Source organism: Mesorhizobium sp. P2_E9, assembly GCF_056403815.1.
In genome coordinates this window covers 154,975-176,084 of sequence record NZ_JBFUET010000017.1, presented here as the reverse complement: position 1 = coordinate 176,084, position 21,110 = coordinate 154,975, and the positions used below count along the sequence as shown (strand labels likewise).

The window sequence follows — 21,110 nt, the reverse complement described above, 5'->3', positions numbered from 1 at the left end:
AGTGGAATCCGGTCTTCGGATCGTTCCGAAGACAGAGACCTGAAACAAGAGAAGTGACGAGGACAACAAAATGTCTCGTATTGGAAAGAAACCCGTTTCGCTGCCGCAGGGCGTGACCGCGACCGTCAACGGCCAGACCGTGACGGCGAAGGGCCCCAAGGGCGAGCTGAAGTTCGTGGTGAACGACGAAGTTCTGGTCAAGATGGAAGGCAGCGAGATCGCTGTCCAGCCGCGCGACCAGACCAAGACCGCGCGCTCCAAGTGGGGCATGTCGCGCACGCAGATCGTCAACATCCTGCAGGGCGTGAAGGACGGCTTCGAGAAGAAGCTCGAGATCACCGGCGTCGGCTATCGTGCGGCACTTCAGGGCAAGAACCTGCAGTTGGCACTTGGCTTTAGCCATGACGTCGTCTACGAGACGCCGGCCGGCATCACCATCACGGTGCCGAAGCCGACGGAAATCACCGTGACCGGCATCGATAAGCAGCAGGTCGGCCAGGTGGCTGCCGAGATCCGCGAATACCGCGGCCCCGAGCCCTATAAGGGCAAGGGCGTCCGTTACGCTGGCGAGAAGATCGTCCGCAAGGAAGGCAAGAAGAAGTAGTGAGCTTGGCTCCGAAAAGTTGCAGACTTTTCGAAAAGGGCCAGGCCTAAGAAGTGCAACGCCGCGGGGAGCGGTCGCGGGAGGCGCATTCGCCTACCGCATATGGCGGCCCCCGTTTTTTGAAGGCAAGGAACTATCATGGCTAGCAAAGAATCCATCCAGCGCCGCGCGCAGCGCGTCCGCCGTCAGATCAAGAAGGTCGCCGGCGAGCGCCCGCGTCTCTCGGTCCACCGCACGTCGAAGAACATCTACGTTCAGGTCATCGACGACGCCAAGGGCCACACCATCGCCGCCGCTTCGACGCTCGAGAAGGACCTCAAGGGTTCGCTCAAGACCGGCGCAGACACCGCGGCCGCTGCTGCGATCGGCAAGCTGATCGCCGAGCGCGCCACCAAGGCCGGCGTCAAGGACGTCGTCTTCGATCGCGGCGCGTACATCTACCACGGCCGCGTCAAGGCGCTGGCAGAAGCCGCTCGCGAAGGTGGCTTGAGCTTCTAATTTCGCCCCCGGTGACCCACAGAGGCGCCGGATCTCATCATCAACCGTGCTTCCGGAAAAAAACAAGGAACAGGATATGGCACAGGAACGTAGGGATGGCGGCCGCGGCCGCGATCGTGAAGAACGCGATGACGGCATGGTGGACAAGCTTGTCCACATCAACCGCGTCGCCAAGGTCGTCAAGGGCGGCCGTCGCTTTGGTTTTGCAGCACTCGTCGTCGTCGGCGACCAGAAGGGCCGCGTCGGCTTCGGTCATGGCAAGGCACGCGAAGTGCCGGAAGCCATCCGCAAGGCAACTGAATCGGCAAAGCGCGACATGATCTTCGTGCCGCTGCGCTCGGGTCGTACGCTGCATCATGACGTCGAGGGACGTTGGGGGGCTGGACGCGTTCTGCTGCGCGCTGCCAAGCAGGGTACCGGCATCATCGCCGGCGGCCCGATGCGCGCTGTCTTCGAGACGCTCGGCATGCATGACGTGGTCGCCAAGTCGATGGGTTCGTCGAACCCTTACAACATGGTTCGCGCCACCTTCGACGCGCTGAAGAGCCAGATGCATCCCAAGGATGTGGCTGCTGCGCGCGGCATCAAGTATTCGACCCTTCAGGCCCGCCGCGGCACCGCCGTTGCGGCTGAAGAATAGTCGATCTGACCAGGGATTTTGACCATGGCCAAGAAAGCAACCAAGACCATCACCGTTGAGCAGATCGGTTCGCCGATCCGCCGCCCGAAGGAACAGCGTGCGACGCTGGTCGGCCTCGGCCTCAACAAGATGCACAAGCAGCGCACGCTGGAAGATACGCCTTCCGTGCGCGGCATGATCGCCGCCGTTCAGCATCTCGTCCGCGTTGTGGACGAGGGCTGAGCCGAAGCGCAGGAGAACTCAGATGAAACTCAACGATCTGCGTGACAAGGACGGCGCGACGCACTCCAAGAAGCGTCTCGGCCGTGGCATCGGCTCCGGCTCCGGCAAGACCGCCGGTCGCGGCGTCAAGGGCCAGAAGGCGCGCTCCGGCGTCGCCATCAACGGCTTCGAGGGTGGCCAGATGCCGCTCTACCGGCGCCTGCCGAAGCGTGGCTTCAACAACATCTTCGCCAAGAGCTTCACCGTCGTGTCGCTGGCCCGTATCCAGGTCGCCATCGACGCCAAGAAGCTCGACGCCAAGGCAACCGTGACGGCTGAATCGCTCGTTGCTGCCGGCGTCATCCGCCGCGTCAAGGACGGCGTTCGCATCCTCTCGGATGGTGAGATCAAGGCAAAGCTCGCCTTCGACGTCGCCGGTGCCTCCAAGGCCGCGATCGAGAAGATCGAAAAGGCCGGCGGTTCGGTCAAGCTGCCGGAAAAGGCAGCTGCCGAGTAACGGCAATTTGAAGCGCGATCGGCAAGAATGGGATCCCGTTTTTGCTCACGATTGCGCTTTGATCTGCTCAATTGGGCGGCCGCGTCAACGCGGCCGCTTGCATGTTTACAGCCCGGAGCTTATCTCGTGAGCTTCGGTGAAACGCGCCGCCTGACCTCACGGGCCATCAAGCGTTACCAAGCGGAGAATCAGGCATGGCTTCGGCTGCTGAACAACTAGCCTCGAATCTGAATTTCTCGGCCTTCGCCAAGGCGGAGGACCTGAAGAAACGCATCTGGTTCACCATTGGCGCGCTGCTCGTCTATCGTCTCGGCACCTATATTCCGCTTCCCGGCATCAACCCCGACGCCTTCGCCCAGGCCTTCTCCTCGCAGAGCAAGGGCGTGCTCGGCATGTTCAACATGTTCGCCGGCGGCGCCGTGCAGCGCATGGCGATCTTTGCGCTCGGCATCATGCCTTACATCTCCGCCTCCATCATCATGCAGCTGATGACCTCGGTCATCCCGTCGCTGGAAGCGTTGAAGAAGGAAGGCGAGCAGGGCCGCAAGGTCATCAACCAGTACACGCGCTACGGCACCGTGCTGCTCGCGCTGGTGCAGGCTTACGGCATTTCGGTGGGGCTGGAGAACGGCAACGGCATCGTCAATGACCCCGGCATGTTCTTCCGCCTCTCGACCGTCGTCACACTGGTCGGCGGCACCATGTTCCTGATGTGGCTCGGCGAGCAGATCACCGCGCGCGGCATCGGCAACGGCATTTCGCTGATCATCTTCTCCGGCATCGTCGCCGGCCTGCCGCGCGCCATCTCCGGCACGCTGGAACTCGGCCGCACAGGTGCCCTGTCGACCGGCCTGATCCTGGCGATCATCGTCCTGGCCATCGTCGTCATCGCGCTCATCGTGTTCTTCGAGCGCGCCCAGCGCCGCCTGCTGATCCAGTATCCGAAGCGCCAGGTCGGCAACCGCATGTTCCAGGGCGATACTTCGCATCTGCCGCTGAAGCTCAACACGTCGGGCGTCATTCCGCCGATCTTTGCGTCGTCGCTGCTCCTGCTGCCGGCCACCGTTGCCGGTTTCTCGCAGACGACCAATATGCCGGCCTGGGCGAGCACCATCCTGGCCTCGCTTGGCCACGGCCAGCCGCTCTACATGCTGTTCTACGCGGCGATGATCGTGTTCTTCGCCTTCTTCTACACAGCGATTGTCTTCAACCCGAAGGACACCGCCGATCAGCTCAAGAAGCATTCGGGCTTCATCCCGGGCTATCGTCCGGGCGAGCGCACCGCCGATTATATCGATTACGTTCTCACCCGCATCACCGTCGTCGGCGCCATCTATCTGGTGCTGGTGTGTCTGCTGCCGGAGTTCCTGATCTCGGCGACTGGCGTACCATTCTACCTTGGTGGCACATCGCTTCTGATCGTGGTCAGTGTCACGCTCGATACGGTTGCGCAGATTCAGGGCCACCTGATCGCGCACCAGTATGAAGGCCTGATCAAGAAGTCGAAGCTGCGCGGGGGGAAGAAAGCCAGATGAGGTTGATTTTGCTTGGGCCGCCAGGGGCGGGCAAGGGGACACAAGCACAAAGACTGGTAGACAAATACGGCATACCCCAGCTTTCGACGGGCGACATGCTGCGTGCCGCCGTTCAGGCCGGGTCCGAAGTCGGCAAGCGTGCCAAGGCGGTGATGGACGCCGGTGAGCTGGTGTCCGACGCCATCGTCAACGCCATCGTGGCCGAGCGGATCGACCAGGCCGATTGCGCCGGGGGGTTCATTCTCGACGGCTACCCGCGCACGCTGGTGCAGGCCGATGCGGTTGAATCGATGCTCTCGGAGCGTGGCATCAGCCTCGACACGGTCATCGAACTGGTCGTCGACGACAGGGCCCTCGTCGGCCGCATCGTCAAGCGTGCCGAGGATGCCAAGGCGGCAGGCCAGCCGGTGCGCAAGGACGACAATCCCGCGGTGTTCGAAGAGCGCCTGCGCGAGTACTACAAGAAGACCGCTCCGCTGACCGGCTATTATTACGCCAAGGGCAGGCTCAAGACGGTCGACGGCATGGCCAGCATCGATGCGGTGACCGCCGAGATCGAAGCCGTGCTCGCGACGGCTGCAAAGGCGCGGTAAGGGAATTTGAAGATTAAGCTTGACGGAGGCGGTTCGCTGCGGTATGGCGGCCCGTCTTCCTATCAGGTGCGCACTTTGCTTGTCCGCAAGGGCAAGGCGGTCGCTTTGAACTGGAAACTCCCGCAAGGGCCGGCCTCCACCGGACGCGGGGCAATCTGAATAACGCCGGTTTGTCCGGCCCACATGGAGAAGAGAAGAACATGGCTCGTATAGCCGGCGTCAACATTCCGACCAACAAGCGCGTCGTCATTGCGCTTCAGTACATTCACGGCATTGGCAAGAAGTTCGCCCAGGAGATCGTCGACAAGGTCGGCATCCCGGCCGAGCGCCGCGTCAACCAGCTGACCGACGCGGAAGTGCTGCAGATCCGCGAGACCATCGACCGCGACTACCAGGTCGAAGGCGACCTGCGCCGCGAAGTGTCGATGAACATCAAGCGCCTCATGGACCTCGGCTGCTACCGCGGCCTGCGTCACCGCCGCTCGCTGCCGGTTCGCGGCCAGCGCACGCACACCAATGCACGTACCCGCAAGGGCCCGGCCAAGTCGATCGCCGGCAAGAAGAAGTAATTTGGAGTGAGTGGCCGGTAGTGAGTAGCGAGAAGCTTTTGCATCTCGTCACTACTCACTAATTCGCTACCCACTTCCAGGTGGAGCCGCTGGCATTACGGCGGTGTAGAGATCAACTGAAAGGACTATCATGGCCAAGGAAGCCGCTCGTGTTCGCCGTCGCGAACGCAAGAATATCTCGTCGGGCGTCGCCCACGTCAATTCGACCTTCAACAACACGATGATCACCATCACCGACGCGCAGGGCAATTCGATTGCCTGGTCGTCGGCCGGTGCCCAGGGCTTCAAGGGTTCGCGCAAGTCGACCCCGTTTGCCGCCCAGATGGCTGCCGAGGACGTTGCCAAGAAGGCCCAGGAACACGGCATGCGCATGCTCGAAGTCGAGGTCTGCGGACCCGGCTCCGGTCGTGAATCGGCGTTGCGCGCCCTGCAGGCGGCCGGCTTCACCATCACCTCTATCCGTGATGTGACGCCGATCCCGCACAATGGCTGCCGCCCGCGCAAGAAGCGCCGCGTCTAAGAAATTACCGAACGCTGCGCGAACGCCGAAGGGCGTTCCTCCGCGGTATTCCAGGTCGCCCGCCACGATTGGATGGTGGCGGGTCAACGGAAGGAAAGCATCATGATCCAGAAAAACTGGCAGGAACTGATCAAGCCGAACAAGATCGAGTTCTCGTCGAAGAAGAAGACTCTGACCACGCTGGTCGCCGAGCCGCTCGAGCGCGGCTTTGGCCTCACGCTGGGCAACGCGCTGCGCCGCGTGCTTCTGTCTTCGCTGCGCGGTGCGGCTGTCACCGCCGTGCAGATCGACGGCGTCCTGCATGAATTCTCGTCCATCGCCGGTGTGCGCGAGGACGTGACCGACATCGTTCTGAACATCAAGGAAATCGCCATCCGCATGGAAGGCGACGGCCCCAAGCGCATGGTCGTTCGCAAGCAGGGCCCGGGTGCGGTTCTCGCCGGCGACATCCAGACGGTTGGCGACGTCGAGATCCTCAACCCCGACCACGTCATCTGCACGCTGGACGAAGGCGCTGAAATCCGCATGGAATTCACCGTCGACACCGGCAAGGGTTACGTGCCGGCCGAGCGCAACCGCGCCGAGGACGCGCCGATCGGCCTGATCCCGGTCGACAGCCTCTACTCGCCGGTCAAGAAGGTCTCCTACAAGGTCGAAAACACCCGTGAGGGCCAGGTTCTCGACTATGACAAGCTGACCATGACCATCGAGACCGACGGTTCGATCTCGGGCGAGGACGCGGTGGCTTTCGCCGCCCGCATCCTGCAGGACCAGCTCGGCCTGTTCGTCAACTTCGACGAGCCGCAGAAGGAAGTCGCTGCCGAAGCCGTCACCGAGCTCGCCTTCAACCCGGCGCTGCTCAAGAAGGTCGACGAACTCGAGCTTTCGGTGCGTTCGGCCAACTGCCTGAAGAACGACAACATCGTCTACATCGGCGATCTCATCCAGAAGACCGAAGCCGAGATGCTGCGCACCCCGAACTTCGGCCGCAAGTCGCTGAACGAGATCAAGGAAGTCTTGGCGGCGATGGGCCTGCACCTCGGCATGGAAGTGCCGGACTGGCCGCCGGAAAACATCGAAGACCTCGCCAAGCGTTACGAAGACCAATATTGAGCATGAATTCCAAGGATCGGCGGCGTGGGCCGCTCGATCCGACGGTCATGCGGAAAACCATCAGGGGCCGCGGCCTCTTGAACAACTGAAGAAGGAAAAGAGCCATGCGCCACGGTTTCAAAGGCCGCCGCTTCGCCCGAAGCATTAGCCATCGCAAGTCGATGTTCGCCAACCTCGCCGTGTCGCTGCTCGAGCACGAGCAGATCGTCACCACCTTGCCGAAGGCCAAGGACCTGCGTCCGATCGTCGAGAAGCTGGTGACGCTCGGCAAGCGCGGCGACCTGCACGCCCGCCGCCAGGTGATCGCGCAGATCGGCAATGAAGGCGTCGTCAAGCGCCTGTTCGACACCATCGCCCCGCGCTACGCCAACCGCAATGGCGGCTACCTGCGCATCATGAAGGCGGGCTTCCGTCACGGCGACAATGCCGCGATGGCCGTCATCGAGTTCGTCGATCGCGACACCTCGGCCAAGGGCGCCGGCGATCGCGCCCGCATCGAAGCCGAAGGCACCGAAGCGGACGCCGCGGCCGCATAAGGCCACGTCTTTCCAAGAGAATTAGAGGGGCCTGCGGGCCCCTTTTTCGTTTGCCAATGTTTGCCGTCCATCGGCCAGCGCAAGGTACTGGCTTCCACTCAGCAGCTTCCAATTAAATGCACCTGGTACCTCTTCAACCTTTGGGTAGGGGTGTGAATAGATACTGCCGAGGACGGCTCGGGAATCGATCTCCGCCACCGATTGCGACGTGGGGGACGCGCTCAGATATGATTCGGTATCTTGGTCGCGGATGAAGTCGGTAGCCACATGAAAATGCATCTGAATCCGTCCGGCGCAGATGTTGAGCCCGATGTCGCGGCCGGAAGCCGCGTAGAAAACTTTGGCCTGATCTGTGGCCCAAAGGCCAGCACCCAGGAACTCTGATGGTTTTGTCTTCCCGCTGAACCCGTCCAGCGAAAGTGCAAAACGATCGGTGAGGGCCTCCAACTCGCCTGTGAGGTACCCGGCCTCTTCAATTTGAAACCAGTTCATTTGGTGAGGTAGCTCGACATCAAAGGAAATTTCCAGCTTACCGAACGTCCAATATTCCGGATCCGCATGCTCAGGCGTGCCGAGCACTTCGACAATCTCGGCCATTGTCATGTCGGGGGAGATCGGCCCCAAGCTGCCGGTCTTCAAAAAGTCACGGAAAGACAGGAGTTGTTTTTTCATCAAGGCCACGGGGTTTTCGGTTTCAAAGTCAGCTGTAGCTGTTTTGCTGCTTAAAATAATCGGATTTCAGCGGCTTAGCCTTTCATTTTGCACAATCGTCGGGACAATGCGCCCGAACTTGCCTTGGAGGATTCGCGAATGCGCGCCAAAAGACTGTCCCTTGTTCTGCTCTGCGCCTTCATGGTGTTCGCAGCCGCACCGGCAGGCCGGCAGGCGTTGGCCGAAGATGCCGCAAAGCCTGCCGATCCGGGCCTGTCGGATGTGCTGACCGATCTGTTGCATGGCGTCGAAGGCGAGAATTCCACTTCGGGGCCAGACAAGCGCGTGCCGTTCGGCCGCGAGGAGGTGCAGCTTTCGTTTGCCCCGCTCGTCAAGCAAACCGCACCCGCCGTGGTCAACGTCTATGCGTCGCAGACGGCCAAGGTCACATCGCCTTTTGAAGGCGATCCGTTCTTCGAGGAGTTTTTCGGCCGCGCTCAGCCGCGCGCGCAGTCCTCGCTCGGCTCTGGCGTGCTCGTTGATCCGAGCGGTGTCATCGTCACCAATTTCCACGTCATCAAGGATGCCGACGAGGTCAAGGTGGCAACCGCCGACGGCCGTGAATTCGCCAGCAAGGTGATGCTCAAGGACGAGACGCTGGATCTTGCGGTGCTCAAGATCGAATCCGACAAACCGTTCCCGGTCATCGCCATCGGCGATTCCGACGCGCTCGAGGTCGGCGATCTGGTGCTGGCCATCGGCAACCCCTTCGGCGTCGGCCAGACCACCACCAGCGGCATCGTTTCGGCACTGGCCCGCAGCCATATCGGCGTTTCGGATTCGGGCTATTTCATCCAGACCGACGCCGCCATCAATCCCGGCAATTCCGGCGGCGCGCTGATCAACATGGGCGGCCAGCTGGTCGGCATCAACACCGCCATCTACAGCCGCAGCGGCGGCTCGATCGGCATCGGCTTTGCCATCCCCGCCAACATGGTGCGGGCTTTTGCCGATGCCGCCAAGGCAGGCCTCGATTTCTTCGAACGGCCCTATATCGGCGCCGAGTTCGAAGCGGTGACGCCGCAGATCGCCGAATCGCTTGGCATGGAGAAGCCGACAGGGGCTCTTGTCTCTTCCGTCGAGGCCACGGGTCCAGCCGGCAAGGCAGGACTGAAGGCGGGCGATGTCGTGGAGCAGATCAACGGCAAGCCCGTCGAGAGCATCGAGGCGCTGGACTATCGCATGGCGACGCTGTCGATCGGCAGCAAGGCGAATTTCGCGATCCTGACCAAGGGCCAGCAAGCGGCGATGGACATTGCGCTGGAGCGCGCGCCGGAGGGTGCGAAAGCCTCGGAAGTGACGCTGCATGGCCGCAGCCCGTTCTCGGGCGCCAAGGTCGCGGAACTGTCGCCGCGCCTTGCCCAGAAGCTTGGCCTGCGCACCGACCTCAAAGGTGTCACGGTGATCGACATCAACCGCGATTCGCCGGCGGCCGATTTCGGCTTCCTGCCGGGCGACATCGTGCGCGAGGTCAACGGCACCACCATCGACACCGCCGCGACGCTGGCGCAGGTAGCCCAGCAGGATACGCGCTGGTGGCGCTTTACCGTCGAGCGCGGCGGGCAGATACTGCGCCAGGTGTTGCGTTACTGAGTTCGATCTGAAGGGATCGCGCTCCAAACCAAAAGAAGTGCATGGCCGATCTGTTCAGCGTCGATGAACCGGAAAAGGCGCCGCCCGGGCGGCCGCTGGCCGACAGGCTGCGGCCGAAAAACCTTGGCGAGGTCGTTGGCCAGGAGCATCTGACCGGCCCCGATGGCGCGCTGACCCGGCTGATCGGCTCAGGTTCGCTCGGTTCGATGATCTTCTGGGGGCCACCGGGCACCGGCAAGACCACTGTGGCAAGGCTGCTCGCCGGCGAGACCAGCCTTGCTTTCGAACAGATATCGGCGGTGTTTTCCGGCGTTGCTGACCTGAAGAAAGTCTTCGAGGCGGCCAAGCTGCGCCGCGCCAACGGTCGCCAGACCCTGCTTTTCGTCGACGAGATCCATCGCTTCAACCGCGCCCAGCAGGATTCCTTTCTCCCTGTCATGGAGGACGGGACGGTCGTCCTGGTTGGCGCCACGACCGAAAATCCGTCCTTCGAACTCAACGCGGCCCTGTTGTCGCGCGCGCGCGTCATGGTCTTCCATTCGCTCGGCGAGGAGAGCATCGCCAAGCTGATGGTGCGGGCGGAGGAGACGGAGGGCAGGGCGCTGCCGCTCGACGACGAGGCGCGGACGATGCTGATCCGCATGAGCGATGGCGACGGCCGCGCATCGCTGACGCTGGCAGAGGAAGTCTGGCGCGCCGCCAAACCAGGCGAGATCTTCGACCCTGAAGGGCTGCAGCGCATCGTCCAGCGCCGCGCGCCAATCTACGACAAGGGCCAGGACGGCCATTACAATCTGATCTCGGCCCTGCACAAATCGGTGCGTGGCTCGGATCCTGATGCAGCGCTCTACTATCTCGCGCGCATGTTCGACGCCGGCGAGGATCCGCTCTATCTCGGCCGCCGCCTGGTGCGCATGGCGATGGAAGACATCGGCCTTGCCGATCCGCAAGCGCTGGTCGTCGCCAACGCCGCCAAGGACGCCTACGACTATCTGGGCTCGCCGGAAGGCGAACTCGCCTTCGCCGAGGCCACCGTCTATCTCGCCACCGCACCCAAATCCAATGCCGTCTACACCGCCTTCAAGGCCGCCACGCGCGCTGCCAAGGAACATGGCTCGCTGCTGCCGCCCAAGCACATCCTCAACGCGCCCACCAAGCTGATGAAGGAAGAGGATTACGGTGCGGGCTATCGCTACGATCATGACGAGCCCGACGCCTTTTCGGGACAGGACTATTTTCCCGAGAAGATGGGCCGCCAGACGTTCTATGATCCGCCTGAGCGTGGTTTCGAGCGCGATATCCGAAAGCGGCTCGATTATTGGGCAAAGCTGCGCAAAGAGCGGGAATAGCCGGCTTGCGCGGCCCGGTGGTCGTGACGCTTCGAAGCGAGGCCTCGCCATGGGGCATTCCCGCCTCGGTTGTTCTTCACACGCTGCTCGCCGCAACACTGGCCTTGATGCCATTGCCGAAGCCGCCAAAGCGGTTGGAAGAGGAACGGGTGTCGGTCGACATTCTGACTCCGCAGCAGTTCGAGGCGTCGACCAAGCCACCGCCAGTGCAAGCACCGCCGCCGGCCCCAGAGGCGCGAGCGCCGGTGCCCACACCATCGCCGAGTGCTCCCCAATCTCCGCCGCCCAGCGCGCCGGCCATGATCCGGCCGACCGAAATGCTGTCGGCCAAGACGCTCGCCGATCCGCGCAGCCGGCAGGCGCGCGCCGATCTCGCGACCTTCGCTTCCGACGAGCGCATGGTGCAATTGTGCAATCTCGAGGCCATGGACCAGATCCGGCGTTGGCGCGCGGACTTTCATCCGGAACGTGTCGTGCCTTACGCAACGGCCGAGGAGAAGGTCCGCGGCACCACGATCGCCGCCGACGGCGCGGCTTTCCGCAGTCGCAAAAACTGGTATAATCTGAAGTTCAAATGCCAGCTCGCACAAGACGGCGAAAGCGTCATCGGCTTTGAGTTCCTGGTCGGCGATCCCGTGGCCAGGGAGAAATGGGACGAACTCGGCTTGCCAGCGGTGCATTGACCCCAGCGGTGCATGGACGAAGTCTGGCAAATTCCACCAGGCAGCTGCCAGGCCACCAAGTCGTGGCGTTGTGCGGCGACCCAAAAAACCTTATCAAGGCGCACGGCCGGGCGGTGGTCGTTGCCGAGATTTGGCACACTCATTCGCAACAGGATCGCGCTCCGCGCGTGGAAAAATGACAAAAACGCTTCGCAAATCGCTTCGCAAATTCGCCATCGCCATCCCGCTTCTCGCCCTTGGCTTCTACTTCATCCCCATTCTGACGACGATCTTCATCGTTTGCGGCCTGATCGACGTGCTGCGCAACGACAGGAAGGATCTGTCGCTGTTCTCAGGCTACTTCCTTGGCAACGGCCTGTTCACCTGGCTGCTGTCGCCGTTCAATCTGGTGGTCGATCTGCTCTGCTACAGGAACCCCGGCGTGTGGAAGCTGGAGCAGTTTCCGGAGGACTATCAGCGCGAGGTCAATGAGATCCTGGACATCTTCAAGGCGCGCAAGGACGAGATCATCGCCGATATCGACGCCAATTTCGGCGCCGGTCGGCGCGGCATGTATGTCTACCAGTGGTATGGCAAGCACAGGATCGACAACGTCGCCGAGTTCAACAAGGATTTCAAATACATCAAGACCATCGCCGTGTCGGTCTTCAGCAAGCGCGAATCGACCTCCTGGCATTTCGGTCCGCTGCGGCTCAGCCTGCGCATCCTCTACAATCTGGTTCCGGTGAAGTCGGAAATCTTCGTCGAATGCGGCAACGTCAAGAACTACTGGTACGACAACCCGCTGTTCATTTTCGACGACACGCTGCTGCATCGCTCGGTCAACGAGTATGACGGCCGCCGCTACTGCGTGTTCATGGACATCATCAGGCCGTCCCCGGTTCCCAGGCTTATCGCCGGTATGCTCGCGGTTGTCTCGGTCAGCGTCGAACGCATCAATTCGATGTTCTACAAGAACTGGAAGATGATCGGTTCGACCAAGCCGAAGAAGGTCGAAACCACCTGAACAGAAAACCCGTCGACCGGCAGCGGTTCGCAAGCAAGCACCTCTGCCGGTTGCCCGTGGGCCGGCCCATCCAGGCGTTTCTCCACGCTTGCGCCGTGCGCGTTCGAGCAACAGCCATTTGGGCTCTCGACAATTCAATATAAGAATCTGTTCGCAAGATTCGCCGGGATGGCTCTTGGCGGCGTCAGGGGATGGCTCCTGCTTGGTCCCGGCAGTTCTGTCCCTTCTCTTCCTTGGCGGCTTCGAGTGACAAAGAGCAAAATCCTCGGATTCTGGACGGTCACATACATATGCACCGTCTTGCTTGGGGTTGCCCTCAGCGCTGTGTACGTAAATCTCGAAGAGGCCGTCTACTATTGGGACTTCGCGGCCTATTTCAACACGTTCAACCAGCAGGGCGCGCTGCTGGTCGAGAGCCCTTTCGCGTGGCTGAGCCAATTGGGCACTTCTATCGCGACGGAAGATTACGGCGTGGCGATCCTGGTGCCCTTGATGCCGTTTCAGATCATTTTTGGCGGTTCAAGGCTTTCCTTCGTCGCCGGAATAGTCGCGGTTTACCTAGTCCCGGCGGTTCTCTTCATAGGCAGAATAAGCTATCTGGAGGCTGCCTCCGAGACGCCTTCCAGAAGTTGGATTGCCGTCTGGATTGCGGCCTTTCTCTATACTCCGTTTTGGGCGCCGACGCTTCGAGGGTTGCCTGACATTGCCGGTTGTACCGCTCTCACGGCGGCAACCTATTTTCTTTGGAAATCAAGGTTCCTGACCCGGGAGCCGGTGATGAGCGGAATATCGGTCGGCGCATGCCTCTGGTTGGCGTTCATGCTGCGTCGTTGGTACGCCTATGCCGTCATCGGGATCACCGTTTCCGCAGCATTTTTTTGTTTGCTGCAGATTGCAAGAGACCGAGACTTTCCCGCCTTCCGAAAAGCGGCGTTGGGCGGCGTGTGTGCGATTTTCGTTGTTGCCGCAACCGCCTTGAATTTCCAATTGCCGCTGATCGCCAAGATTCTGGGAACCAGCTATGCCGATCTTTACAGCGGATACAGGACGACCATCTTTACCCAACTCGGTGAAATTGGATCCCGCCTTAGCTACGTGAACTGGGCCTTGATCATGGTGGGTCTCTATATCTCCCTAGTGCGCCGCAACAGATTTTCCTTGTTCTGTACCATCGCTTCGATCCTCACCTTTTTTCTTTTTGTCCGTACGCAGGACCCGGAACGTCATCATTCGCTACCGATATTTCTCTGGCTCTTTCCTGCATACGCTCAAGCAATCGTTTCTATTGTTTCGGCGCCGGCGCTGAGATCGCAATGGTCGACCGCCGTGATATCCATTGCCGCTGGACTTGCTTTTTTGGGTACCTTTTTTCCAATCGGCCGGCAGATGCTGTCGCCGATCAGCTACGTTTTTGCCAGGGAAGCCACACTTCCTCTTCACCTCGACAATCTTCCTGAATACAGACGCCTGATCGATGACCTTGTTGAAAGAATGGGGCCAGCGGATCGATTTTCGGTCTTCGCCTCCGGCGCGGTCATGAGCGACGCGCTGTTGTCAGGTATGAACCGAGGCCTTCTCCAGCATGTCGGATGGGCTTGCCAGGTGGATAGCCGCGATCAGTTCCGATCGGACGCATTGAAATCCAGATATGTCGTCGTCACCGACCGGCCCGTTACCCATCTGCGATCCGGCGCACAGCTATGTGTCACGGTTCCGAACGAGTATATTGTTGAAGGGAAGGGTATTGGCGCCGCATACAAGCGCATTGCGGCATACCAGTTGTCCGATGGCGTTACCGGTTACCTCTATGAGCAGGTGCGTCCGGTCAGCAAAGCGGAACTCGATGCGCTTTATGGCGAGTTCAGGACAAAATATCCCGGGTGGGCAACGCCTGCGTGGTGATGATCAAGTTCGCCTGCGTTTGGGCAGTTAGGGCACAGTCCGCGGCTGTTGGACCATTGTCGTATAGCGCCTGCAGGCATCAGTCCTCTACAACTCGATGCTGCGGATATATCTGAACGGATATAACGCTGCTTGAGTTGGAAGCGCCTTGGGAGGATGAGGTGAGCGGACAGCCGGCCCATCATGCTGATATCGTCCAGGCGGCCATTGCCACCAGCGATGCCGCCCGATCGGCGTTGGTTGCCTCCTGGAGGCGCTCGCTCACGCTGCATGGACTGGATCCTGGCCAACGACAGGCGCCTCGACGACTGACCGAAGGCGAGTTCAGGCTGGCGCGGCAGCGGGTCGAGCAGCTGCTGCGGGCCGCGGATGCGAGCCTTGATCGTCTCTATCTCGCGGTCGGCGGCATTGGCTGTTGCGTCCTGCTTGCCGATCGCGACGGTATCCCTGTCGAACGCCGCGGGGCTTCCGCCGATGACGAGACCTTCGACGAATGGGGCCTATGGACCGGGACCGTATGGAGTGAGGACTCCGAGGGCACCAACGGCATCGGCACATGCCTGGCCGACCAGCGCGCACTGACCATCCACCGCGACCAGCATTTCTTTTCGAGCAACACGCTGCTCAGTTGCACCACGGCGCCGATTTACGACCACGAGGGCAATCTGGCTGCCGCGCTCGATGTCTCGTCGTGCCGGTCGGATCTGACCGAAGGCTTTGTCGGCCTGATCGCCATGGCGGTCGGCGATGCCGCCCGCCGCATCGAGGCCGAGAATTTTCGCCTGTCTTTTCCCAATGCCCGCATTCTGCTTGCCTCGGCGGCCGAACGCGGCGCCGGTGCGCTGATTGCGGTCGACGGCGATGATCTGGTCGTCGGCGCGACACGCTCGGCGCGGCAGACCCTCGGTATCACGCAACAGGCGCTGGCCAGGGGGCTGCCCGCCGCCGACATCCTCGGCGACGTCGCCAAGGCCGCGGAGGAACTCGAAGAGGCGGAGCGCGGAGTGATCCAGCGGGCGATCGCGCGAGCCGATGGCAACGTCTCCGCCGCCGCGCACAATCTCGGCATTTCCCGGGCCACTCTGCATCGCAAGCTCGCCCGCTTCGGCATCCGTCGGCCACATTGAGGTTTCCGCGCCGAACCTGTCGCAATCTTGCGACAGTCGGCCCGGGGTGGATGACTTGCCTGGGCTGACAAAGCCCGACGGCATCCTCACTCTCCCTCGCAGCGCGGTACATCCCGTACCGCTGTTTCCTGGGAGGAAGACAATGAACAAGGTGGAATTTTCACGCACGGCCAAGGTGCCCTTCGCCAAGCGTTACGACAACTACATCGGCGGCAAATGGGTGGCGCCGCATTCAGGACGGTATTTCGACAACATCTCGCCGGTGAACGGGAAGCCGCTGGGCGAAATCGCCCGTTCGGATGCAAACGACATCGAGGCGGCACTCGACGCCGCGCACAAGGCCAAGGACGCCTGGGGCAAGACCAGCCCGGCTGCACGCGCGTTGATCCTCAACCGTATCGCCGACCGCATGGAGGACAATCTCGATCTCCTGGCGCTCGCCGAGACCTGGGACAATGGCAAGCCGATCCGCGAGACGACCGCAGCCGACTTGCCGCTCGCCATCGACCATTTCCGCTATTTCGCCGGTGCTTTGCGCGCCCAGGAAGGCAGCCTGTCGCAAATCGACGATGATACCGTCGCCTATCATTTCCACGAGCCGCTTGGCGTCGTCGGTCAGATCATTCCCTGGAATTTTCCGTTGCTGATGGCGGTTTGGAAACTGGCGCCGGCCATTGCCGCCGGCAACTGCGTGGTGCTGAAGCCGGCCGAACAGACACCCGCCACCATCATGCTGTGGGCGGACCTGATCGGCGACCTGCTGCCGGATGGCGTGCTCAACATCGTCAATGGCTTTGGCCTCGAAGCCGGCAAACCGCTCGCGTCGTCGAACCGCATCGCCAAGATCGCCTTCACCGGCGAGACCACGACCGGTCGGCTGATCTCGCAATATGCCAGCCAGAACCTCATTCCGGTGACGCTCGAACTCGGTGGCAAGTCGCCCAACATCTTCTTCCAGGACGTGACCTCAGAAGATGACGACTTCTTCGACAAGGCGATCGAGGGCTTCGTCATGTTCGCGCTCAACCAAGGCGAGGTCTGCACCTGCCCCAGCCGGGCGCTGGTGCATGAGAAGATCTACGACAAGTTCATGGATCGCGCCCTGAAGCGCGTTGCCGCTATCGTCCAAGGCGATCCGCTCGACCCGGCAACCATGATCGGTGCACAGGCATCGGGCGAACAGCTGGAGAAGATCCTGAGCTACTTCGATATCGGCAGGCAGGAAGGCGCCGAGGTGCTGATCGGTGGCGAGCAGAACCATCTGCCGGGCGATCTGGCCGGCGGCTATTACGTCAAGCCGACCGTGTTCAAGGGCCACAACAAGATGCGCGTCTTCCAGGAGGAGATTTTCGGGCCAGTGGTCTCGGTGACGACCTTCAGGGATGACGACGAGGCGCTGTCGATCGCCAACGACACGCTCTACGGTCTCGGCGCCGGCATCTGGAGCCGCGACGCCAACCGCTGCTACCGCTTCGGCCGCGCCATCCAGGCCGGCCGTGTGTGGACCAACTGCTACCACGCCTATCCGGCGCATGCTGCATTCGGTGGCTACAAGCAGTCCGGCATCGGCCGTGAGAACCACAAGATGATGCTCGACCATTATCAGCAGACCAAGAACATGCTGGTCAGCTACAGCCCGAAGAAGCTTGGCTTCTTCTGAGAGCCCTCCCAGGGCTGCGTATGACCTCGGAAGGCCCTATATCGCCGATGGGTCATGCGTATCAGCAAAAGGGGCGCGGCCGTTCCGCCGCGCCCGATCACCTGATGATGCCCGATCGCTTGATAACGGAGAAATGCCGTGCTCGACAAGGTTTCGCTTGGGAAAGTCTCGGCGACGCCGGAGGCCAGAACATTCCTGGCTGAAATCATCGCCGACCACGGGCTGGTGCTGTTCCATCAGTCGGGCGGCTGTTGCGACGGCTCCTCGCCAATGTGCTATCCCCAGAACGATTTCATCGTCGGCGACAATGACGTCATGCTGGGCGAAATCGGCGAGACGCCGGTCTACATCAGCGCTTCGCAATATGAAGTGTGGAAACACACCGATCTCATCATCGACGTCGTGCCGGGCAGGGGCGGCATGTTCTCGCTCGACAATGGTCGCGAGAGGCGGTTTCTGACGCGTTCAACTGTGTGTGCGATCCCATCGCCCTCGGCTTGAAGGGATTGACGTCACCGCCCTTGCACGGGCAGTAGACGACAATGTTCAATCTGCTTCTCATTGTCATCGGCGGCGGCATCGGCTCTGGCGTCCGCCATCTGACCAATATCGGTGCGCTGCGCCTTGTTGGCCCCAACTATCCCTGGGGCACGATGGCCATCAACATCGTCGGCTCCTTTGCCATGGGGCTGTTCATCGCCACCTTGGTGCGCCGCGGCGGATCGGATGAAGTCAGGCTGTTTGTCGCTACCGGCATCTTTGGTGGTTTCACCACGTTTTCCGCCTTTTCGCTCGATTTCGCGACACTGTGGGACCGCGGCGCCACGCTGCCGGCGTTTGGATATGCGCTGGCCAGCGTCATTGGCGCCATCATCGCCCTGTTTCTGGGACTTTGGCTCGCAAGAAGCCTGCCTTAATGCTATTGCCGCGCCAAGCGCAGGCCGAGACCTGCTTTGGAAACGGATAAGCGAAGAAAAAATGGCAGGCGTTGAACAGATCACGGTGGAGGCCGGCGAGGCGGGCATGCGGCTCGATCGCTGGTTCAAGACCCATTTCCCGGGCCTTGGTTTTGGCCATCTGCAGAAGTTGCTGCGCTCCGGCCAGATCCGCGTCGATGGCGGCCGGGTCAAGGCCGACAGCCGTGTCGAGCCTGGCCAGGTGGTGCGTGTTCCGCCGCTCGAGGTCGACAAGAAGGGCGAGAGCGCGCTGACCGGCCATTCGATCCGCAACCAGGGCGATGCCGACGTCCTGGCAAAAATGCTGATCCATGAGGATCCGAAGGTTTTCGTCTTCAACAAACCGGCCGGCCTTGCGGTGCAGGGCGGCTCGGGCGTCACCCGCAATGTCGACGACATGCTGGAAGCCTGGCGCAACCAGAAGGGTGAGAAGCCGCGGCTGGTCCACCGGCTCGACCGCGACACGTCGGGCGTGCTGGTCGTCGCCCGCTCGAGACTGGCCGCCATGAAGCTGTCGGAGGCGTTCCGCGCCCGCGAAACGAAGAAGACCTACTGGGCCCTGGTCAAAGGCGTGCCACCCAAGCGCGAGGACAAGATCTCGACCTGGCTGATCAAGGAGCCGACTGAGGACGGCGACCGCGTTCGGGTGGCCGCGCATGGTGAAAAAGGCGCCGACCACGCCGTGTCCTACTACCGCATCATCGAGCAGGCGGCGCAGACCATGACCTGGCTGGAAATGGAGCCCTATACAGGCCGCACCCACCAGCTTCGCGTCCATGCCGCCTATATCGGTTGCCCGATCATCGGCGACCCGAAATATTTCGAGGCCGATACCAACTGGGATTTCCCAGGTGGCATTCAAAATCGCCTGCATCTGCATGCGCGCCGCATCATCATTCCGCATCCCGACAAGGGCGTCATCGACGTTACCGCGCCGATGCCGCCGCATATGCGCCAGAGCTGGAACCTGATCGGCTTCGACGACGCCAGCGCGGAGGACTGAGCTTGAGCGGCGCCACCGACACGCTCGATCGGCGCGACACAGTCGACATGGCCGCCGCCGCCATCATGGTCGGCCTGACCTTTTCCTGGGGCCTGAACTACGTCGCCGCCAAGATCTCCTACGCCGGCTACGACCCTGTCTTCCTGTCGATCGCACGCTCGGTCATCGGCGGCTTCTGCGTCTTCCTCTGGTGCCGCTGGCGCGGCATCGCGCTGTTCACACGCGATGGCACGTTGCTGGCTGGCATCGCGGTTGGCGTGCTTTTCGGCGTCGAATTCCTGTGCCTCTATGTCGGCCTGGAGCACACGACCGTTGCCCGCAACACGCTGCTGGTCAACTCCATGCCGTTCTGGATGCTGATTGGCGGGCACTTCCTGCTTGGCGAACAGATCACCATGCGCAAGTTCCTTGGCCTGCTGCTGGCCTTCGCCGGCCTTGCCGCCGTCTTTTCCGACAAGCTTGGCGGCGGCGGGGACATGCTGTTCGGCGACCTGCTCAGTCTCGGTTCCGGGTTCTTCTGGGCTTTGACCAATATCCTCATCAAGCGATCCAAACTGGTTGAGGCGAGCGCGGAGAAGCTGCTGCTCTATCAACTCGCCGGCGCGGCGGTCGTCGGCCTGTTGGTGCTGCCGCTCGCCGGCACGCCGGTGCGCGATCCCTCGCTGTTGCCGACATTGGCGCTGCTTTTCCAGGCGATCTACATCGTCGCTTTCACCTATGTCCTCTGGTTCTGGCTGCTGCGCCGCTATCCGGCCTCCGGCCTGTCCAGCTTCACCTTCCTGTCGCCGGTTTTCGGTGTTTTGTGCGGTGCGGTCATCTTGAACGAGCCGCTGACCATTCGCATCTTCCTGGCACTCGGCCTGATTGCCGCCGGCCTGATCATCGTCAACCGGCCGGCACGCAAGCTGACACCGGTGTGAGAGAGATTTTTCATGCGTGATATCCTCAACGACCTCGAAGCAGGCAAGTATCTTTCCGATCCGGATCCGGTGCGCCGCGCCCAGATTCAGATGAAGACACCGCAGCCCAAGCGCTTCTACAAGACCGTTTCGGTTGCGCCGACAGAGGGTGGTTTTGCCGTGCATCTCGACGGCAAGCCGGTGCGCACGCCGGGCAAGGCGCTGCTGGCGCTGCCGACCGAGGCGGCAGCAGTGCTGGTTGCCGAGGAGTTCGCTGAGCAGGGCGAGACGATCAATCCGGTAACGATGCCGGTCATGCGGCTGGTCAACACCGCCATCGACGGCGTCGCCAGCGATCCGCAGGCGGTGCTGGAAGACATACTGCGCTTTGCCTCATCGGACCTGCTCTGTTACCGCGCCGATGCGCCGCAAGGGCTGGTCGAGCGGCAGAACGAGCAGTGGGATCCGGTCATCGATTGGGCGCGCGCCACGCTTGGAGCCCGCTTCAACCTTGCCGAAGGGATCATTCATGTCGAGCAGCCGCGTGAGTCCATCGCCGTTCTGGGCAGTCATCTTGCTCAGCGCGTCGAACCGTTGCGGCTGGCCGCCATCCACGTCATGACCTCGCTGACCGGTTCGGCGCTGCTGGCGCTGGCCGTCGATTTCGGCGAACTCGACTCGGAGGCCGCCTGGGCCGCCGGCCATGTCGACGAGGATTGGCAGATCGAGCAATGGGGACAGGACGCCGAAGCGGTCGCGCGCCGCGCTGCCCGTAGGCGCGATATGCTGGCTGCGGTCAGCCTTCTCGAAGCGCTCAAGGCCTGACCGGCCGGTCCCTGCCGCACCGCACCTAATACCAAAGTCATAATCCCATCGTCGCTCTGCCTTCGGCGAG

Annotated in this window: 24 protein-coding genes; 23 read left to right on the top strand and 1 reads right to left on the bottom strand. The window is 61.8% G+C overall.

What is annotated here, in order from left to right; genetic code table 11:
- The first annotated feature begins 70 nt into the window (after window positions 1–70).
- The 11 genes from rplF (at window position 71) to rplQ (ending at window position 7,326) form a co-directional block, all read left to right on the top strand.
- Window positions 71–604, top strand: a complete 534-nt coding sequence (rplF, locus tag AC1D05_RS27835; protein ID WP_023682603.1) for a 50S ribosomal protein L6 — start codon at window positions 71–73, stop codon at window positions 602–604.
- Window positions 605–742: 138 nt separating this feature from the next.
- Window positions 743–1,102 (top strand): 50S ribosomal protein L18, encoded by a 360-nt coding sequence (gene rplR / locus AC1D05_RS27830; RefSeq protein ID WP_477444956.1) that lies wholly within the window; start codon window positions 743–745, stop codon window positions 1,100–1,102.
- Between the two features lie 76 nt (window positions 1,103–1,178).
- On the top strand, window positions 1,179–1,742 hold the full coding sequence (rpsE, locus tag AC1D05_RS27825; RefSeq protein ID WP_006333394.1) for a 30S ribosomal protein S5: 564 nt from the start codon (window positions 1,179–1,181) through the stop codon (window positions 1,740–1,742).
- Window positions 1,743–1,766: 24 nt separating this feature from the next.
- The gene (rpmD, locus tag AC1D05_RS27820) at window positions 1,767–1,964 is read left to right on the top strand and encodes a 50S ribosomal protein L30 (protein WP_006205449.1); all 198 of its coding nucleotides are present in this window, start codon (window positions 1,767–1,769) and stop codon (window positions 1,962–1,964) included.
- 22 nt (window positions 1,965–1,986) lie between these two features.
- Window positions 1,987–2,460: a 50S ribosomal protein L15 gene (rplO, locus tag AC1D05_RS27815; RefSeq protein WP_027044981.1), complete on the top strand. Its 474-nt coding sequence runs from the start codon at window positions 1,987–1,989 to the stop codon at window positions 2,458–2,460.
- Between the two features lie 194 nt (window positions 2,461–2,654).
- Window positions 2,655–3,995 (top strand): preprotein translocase subunit SecY, encoded by a 1,341-nt coding sequence (secY, locus tag AC1D05_RS27810; RefSeq protein ID WP_477444954.1) that lies wholly within the window; start codon window positions 2,655–2,657, stop codon window positions 3,993–3,995.
- Window positions 3,992–4,588: an adenylate kinase gene (locus AC1D05_RS27805; RefSeq protein WP_477444952.1), complete on the top strand. Its 597-nt coding sequence runs from the start codon at window positions 3,992–3,994 to the stop codon at window positions 4,586–4,588. Before secY ends, AC1D05_RS27805 begins: the two co-directional genes overlap by 4 nt.
- A gap of 200 nt (window positions 4,589–4,788) precedes the next feature.
- Window positions 4,789–5,157 carry a 30S ribosomal protein S13 gene (gene rpsM / locus AC1D05_RS27800; protein ID WP_006205445.1) on the top strand — a complete coding sequence of 123 codons (369 nt, stop codon included), beginning with the start codon at window positions 4,789–4,791 and terminating at the stop codon, window positions 5,155–5,157.
- A 130-nt stretch (window positions 5,158–5,287) separates the two neighbouring features.
- Window positions 5,288–5,677: a 30S ribosomal protein S11 gene (rpsK, locus tag AC1D05_RS27795; RefSeq protein WP_006205444.1), complete on the top strand. Its 390-nt coding sequence runs from the start codon at window positions 5,288–5,290 to the stop codon at window positions 5,675–5,677.
- 102 nt (window positions 5,678–5,779) lie between these two features.
- Window positions 5,780–6,790: a DNA-directed RNA polymerase subunit alpha gene (locus AC1D05_RS27790; protein WP_006205443.1), complete on the top strand. Its 1,011-nt coding sequence runs from the start codon at window positions 5,780–5,782 to the stop codon at window positions 6,788–6,790.
- 104 nt (window positions 6,791–6,894) lie between these two features.
- On the top strand, window positions 6,895–7,326 hold the full coding sequence (gene rplQ / locus AC1D05_RS27785; RefSeq protein WP_258583909.1) for a 50S ribosomal protein L17: 432 nt from the start codon (window positions 6,895–6,897) through the stop codon (window positions 7,324–7,326).
- Window positions 7,327–7,347: 21 nt separating this feature from the next.
- Here rplQ and AC1D05_RS27780 read toward each other — a convergent pair whose 3' ends face one another.
- Entirely contained in the window at window positions 7,348–7,998 is a 651-nt protein-coding gene (locus tag AC1D05_RS27780) for a hypothetical protein (protein WP_477444950.1), read from the bottom strand.
- 138 nt (window positions 7,999–8,136) lie between these two features.
- Between AC1D05_RS27780 and AC1D05_RS27775 the strand changes: the two genes are divergently transcribed.
- The 12 genes from AC1D05_RS27775 to AC1D05_RS27720 all read left to right on the top strand — a co-directional run bounded on the left by AC1D05_RS27775 (window position 8,137) and on the right by AC1D05_RS27720 (window position 21,040).
- Entirely contained in the window at window positions 8,137–9,630 is a 1,494-nt protein-coding gene (locus AC1D05_RS27775) for a DegQ family serine endoprotease (RefSeq protein ID WP_477444948.1), read from the top strand.
- 41 nt (window positions 9,631–9,671) lie between these two features.
- Window positions 9,672–10,979 (top strand): replication-associated recombination protein A, encoded by a 1,308-nt coding sequence (locus AC1D05_RS27770; protein WP_477444946.1) that lies wholly within the window; start codon window positions 9,672–9,674, stop codon window positions 10,977–10,979.
- A gap of 5 nt (window positions 10,980–10,984) precedes the next feature.
- Complete coding sequence (locus AC1D05_RS27765) at window positions 10,985–11,662, top strand: DUF930 domain-containing protein (protein WP_477444944.1); 678 nt, start codon at window positions 10,985–10,987, stop codon at window positions 11,660–11,662.
- Window positions 11,663–11,837: 175 nt separating this feature from the next.
- A complete protein-coding gene (locus AC1D05_RS27760; RefSeq protein ID WP_477444943.1) occupies window positions 11,838–12,668 on the top strand; it encodes an aspartyl/asparaginyl beta-hydroxylase domain-containing protein in 831 nt (276 codons plus the stop codon).
- Window positions 12,669–12,914: 246 nt separating this feature from the next.
- On the top strand, window positions 12,915–14,570 hold the full coding sequence (locus tag AC1D05_RS27755; RefSeq protein ID WP_477444941.1) for a hypothetical protein: 1,656 nt from the start codon (window positions 12,915–12,917) through the stop codon (window positions 14,568–14,570).
- A 161-nt stretch (window positions 14,571–14,731) separates the two neighbouring features.
- On the top strand, window positions 14,732–15,697 hold the full coding sequence (locus tag AC1D05_RS27750; protein ID WP_477444939.1) for a helix-turn-helix domain-containing protein: 966 nt from the start codon (window positions 14,732–14,734) through the stop codon (window positions 15,695–15,697).
- 142 nt (window positions 15,698–15,839) lie between these two features.
- A complete protein-coding gene (adh, locus tag AC1D05_RS27745) occupies window positions 15,840–17,357 on the top strand; it encodes an aldehyde dehydrogenase (RefSeq protein ID WP_477444937.1) in 1,518 nt (505 codons plus the stop codon).
- Between the two features lie 138 nt (window positions 17,358–17,495).
- Window positions 17,496–17,858 carry a DUF779 domain-containing protein gene (locus AC1D05_RS27740; protein WP_477444935.1) on the top strand — a complete coding sequence of 121 codons (363 nt, stop codon included), beginning with the start codon at window positions 17,496–17,498 and terminating at the stop codon, window positions 17,856–17,858.
- Window positions 17,859–17,899: 41 nt separating this feature from the next.
- Window positions 17,900–18,274, top strand: a complete 375-nt coding sequence (gene crcB / locus AC1D05_RS27735) for a fluoride efflux transporter CrcB (RefSeq protein ID WP_477444933.1) — start codon at window positions 17,900–17,902, stop codon at window positions 18,272–18,274.
- A 61-nt stretch (window positions 18,275–18,335) separates the two neighbouring features.
- The gene (locus AC1D05_RS27730) at window positions 18,336–19,316 is read left to right on the top strand and encodes an RluA family pseudouridine synthase (RefSeq protein ID WP_027028859.1); all 981 of its coding nucleotides are present in this window, start codon (window positions 18,336–18,338) and stop codon (window positions 19,314–19,316) included.
- 47 nt (window positions 19,317–19,363) lie between these two features.
- On the top strand, window positions 19,364–20,236 hold the full coding sequence (locus AC1D05_RS27725) for a DMT family transporter (RefSeq protein WP_477444972.1): 873 nt from the start codon (window positions 19,364–19,366) through the stop codon (window positions 20,234–20,236).
- Between the two features lie 12 nt (window positions 20,237–20,248).
- Window positions 20,249–21,040: an ATP12 family chaperone protein gene (locus AC1D05_RS27720; protein WP_477444931.1), complete on the top strand. Its 792-nt coding sequence runs from the start codon at window positions 20,249–20,251 to the stop codon at window positions 21,038–21,040.
- Window positions 21,041–21,110: the final 70 nt, after the last annotated feature.

What these genes read in the sequence shown, in the direction of transcription:
- rplF (WP_023682603.1), top strand. Translation starts at nt 71, where the DNA reads ATGTCTCGTATTGGAAAGAAACCCGTTTCGCTGCCGCAGGGCGTGACC.
- rplR (WP_477444956.1), top strand. Translation starts at nt 743, where the DNA reads ATGGCTAGCAAAGAATCCATCCAGCGCCGCGCGCAGCGCGTCCGCCGT.
- rpsE (WP_006333394.1), top strand. Translation starts at nt 1,179, where the DNA reads ATGGCACAGGAACGTAGGGATGGCGGCCGCGGCCGCGATCGTGAAGAA.
- rpmD (WP_006205449.1), top strand. Translation starts at nt 1,767, where the DNA reads ATGGCCAAGAAAGCAACCAAGACCATCACCGTTGAGCAGATCGGTTCG.
- rplO (WP_027044981.1), top strand. Translation starts at nt 1,987, where the DNA reads ATGAAACTCAACGATCTGCGTGACAAGGACGGCGCGACGCACTCCAAG.
- secY (WP_477444954.1), top strand. Translation starts at nt 2,655, where the DNA reads ATGGCTTCGGCTGCTGAACAACTAGCCTCGAATCTGAATTTCTCGGCC.
- AC1D05_RS27805 (WP_477444952.1), top strand. Translation starts at nt 3,992, where the DNA reads ATGAGGTTGATTTTGCTTGGGCCGCCAGGGGCGGGCAAGGGGACACAA.
- rpsM (WP_006205445.1), top strand. Translation starts at nt 4,789, where the DNA reads ATGGCTCGTATAGCCGGCGTCAACATTCCGACCAACAAGCGCGTCGTC.
- rpsK (WP_006205444.1), top strand. Translation starts at nt 5,288, where the DNA reads ATGGCCAAGGAAGCCGCTCGTGTTCGCCGTCGCGAACGCAAGAATATC.
- AC1D05_RS27790 (WP_006205443.1), top strand. Translation starts at nt 5,780, where the DNA reads ATGATCCAGAAAAACTGGCAGGAACTGATCAAGCCGAACAAGATCGAG.
- rplQ (WP_258583909.1), top strand. Translation starts at nt 6,895, where the DNA reads ATGCGCCACGGTTTCAAAGGCCGCCGCTTCGCCCGAAGCATTAGCCAT.
- AC1D05_RS27780 (WP_477444950.1), bottom strand. Translation starts at nt 7,998, where the DNA reads ATGAAAAAACAACTCCTGTCTTTCCGTGACTTTTTGAAGACCGGCAGC.
- AC1D05_RS27775 (WP_477444948.1), top strand. Translation starts at nt 8,137, where the DNA reads ATGCGCGCCAAAAGACTGTCCCTTGTTCTGCTCTGCGCCTTCATGGTG.
- AC1D05_RS27770 (WP_477444946.1), top strand. Translation starts at nt 9,672, where the DNA reads ATGGCCGATCTGTTCAGCGTCGATGAACCGGAAAAGGCGCCGCCCGGG.
- AC1D05_RS27760 (WP_477444943.1), top strand. Translation starts at nt 11,838, where the DNA reads ATGACAAAAACGCTTCGCAAATCGCTTCGCAAATTCGCCATCGCCATC.
- adh (WP_477444937.1), top strand. Translation starts at nt 15,840, where the DNA reads ATGAACAAGGTGGAATTTTCACGCACGGCCAAGGTGCCCTTCGCCAAG.
- crcB (WP_477444933.1), top strand. Translation starts at nt 17,900, where the DNA reads ATGTTCAATCTGCTTCTCATTGTCATCGGCGGCGGCATCGGCTCTGGC.
- AC1D05_RS27730 (WP_027028859.1), top strand. Translation starts at nt 18,336, where the DNA reads ATGGCAGGCGTTGAACAGATCACGGTGGAGGCCGGCGAGGCGGGCATG.
- AC1D05_RS27725 (WP_477444972.1), top strand. Translation starts at nt 19,364, where the DNA reads ATGGCCGCCGCCGCCATCATGGTCGGCCTGACCTTTTCCTGGGGCCTG.
- AC1D05_RS27720 (WP_477444931.1), top strand. Translation starts at nt 20,249, where the DNA reads ATGCGTGATATCCTCAACGACCTCGAAGCAGGCAAGTATCTTTCCGAT.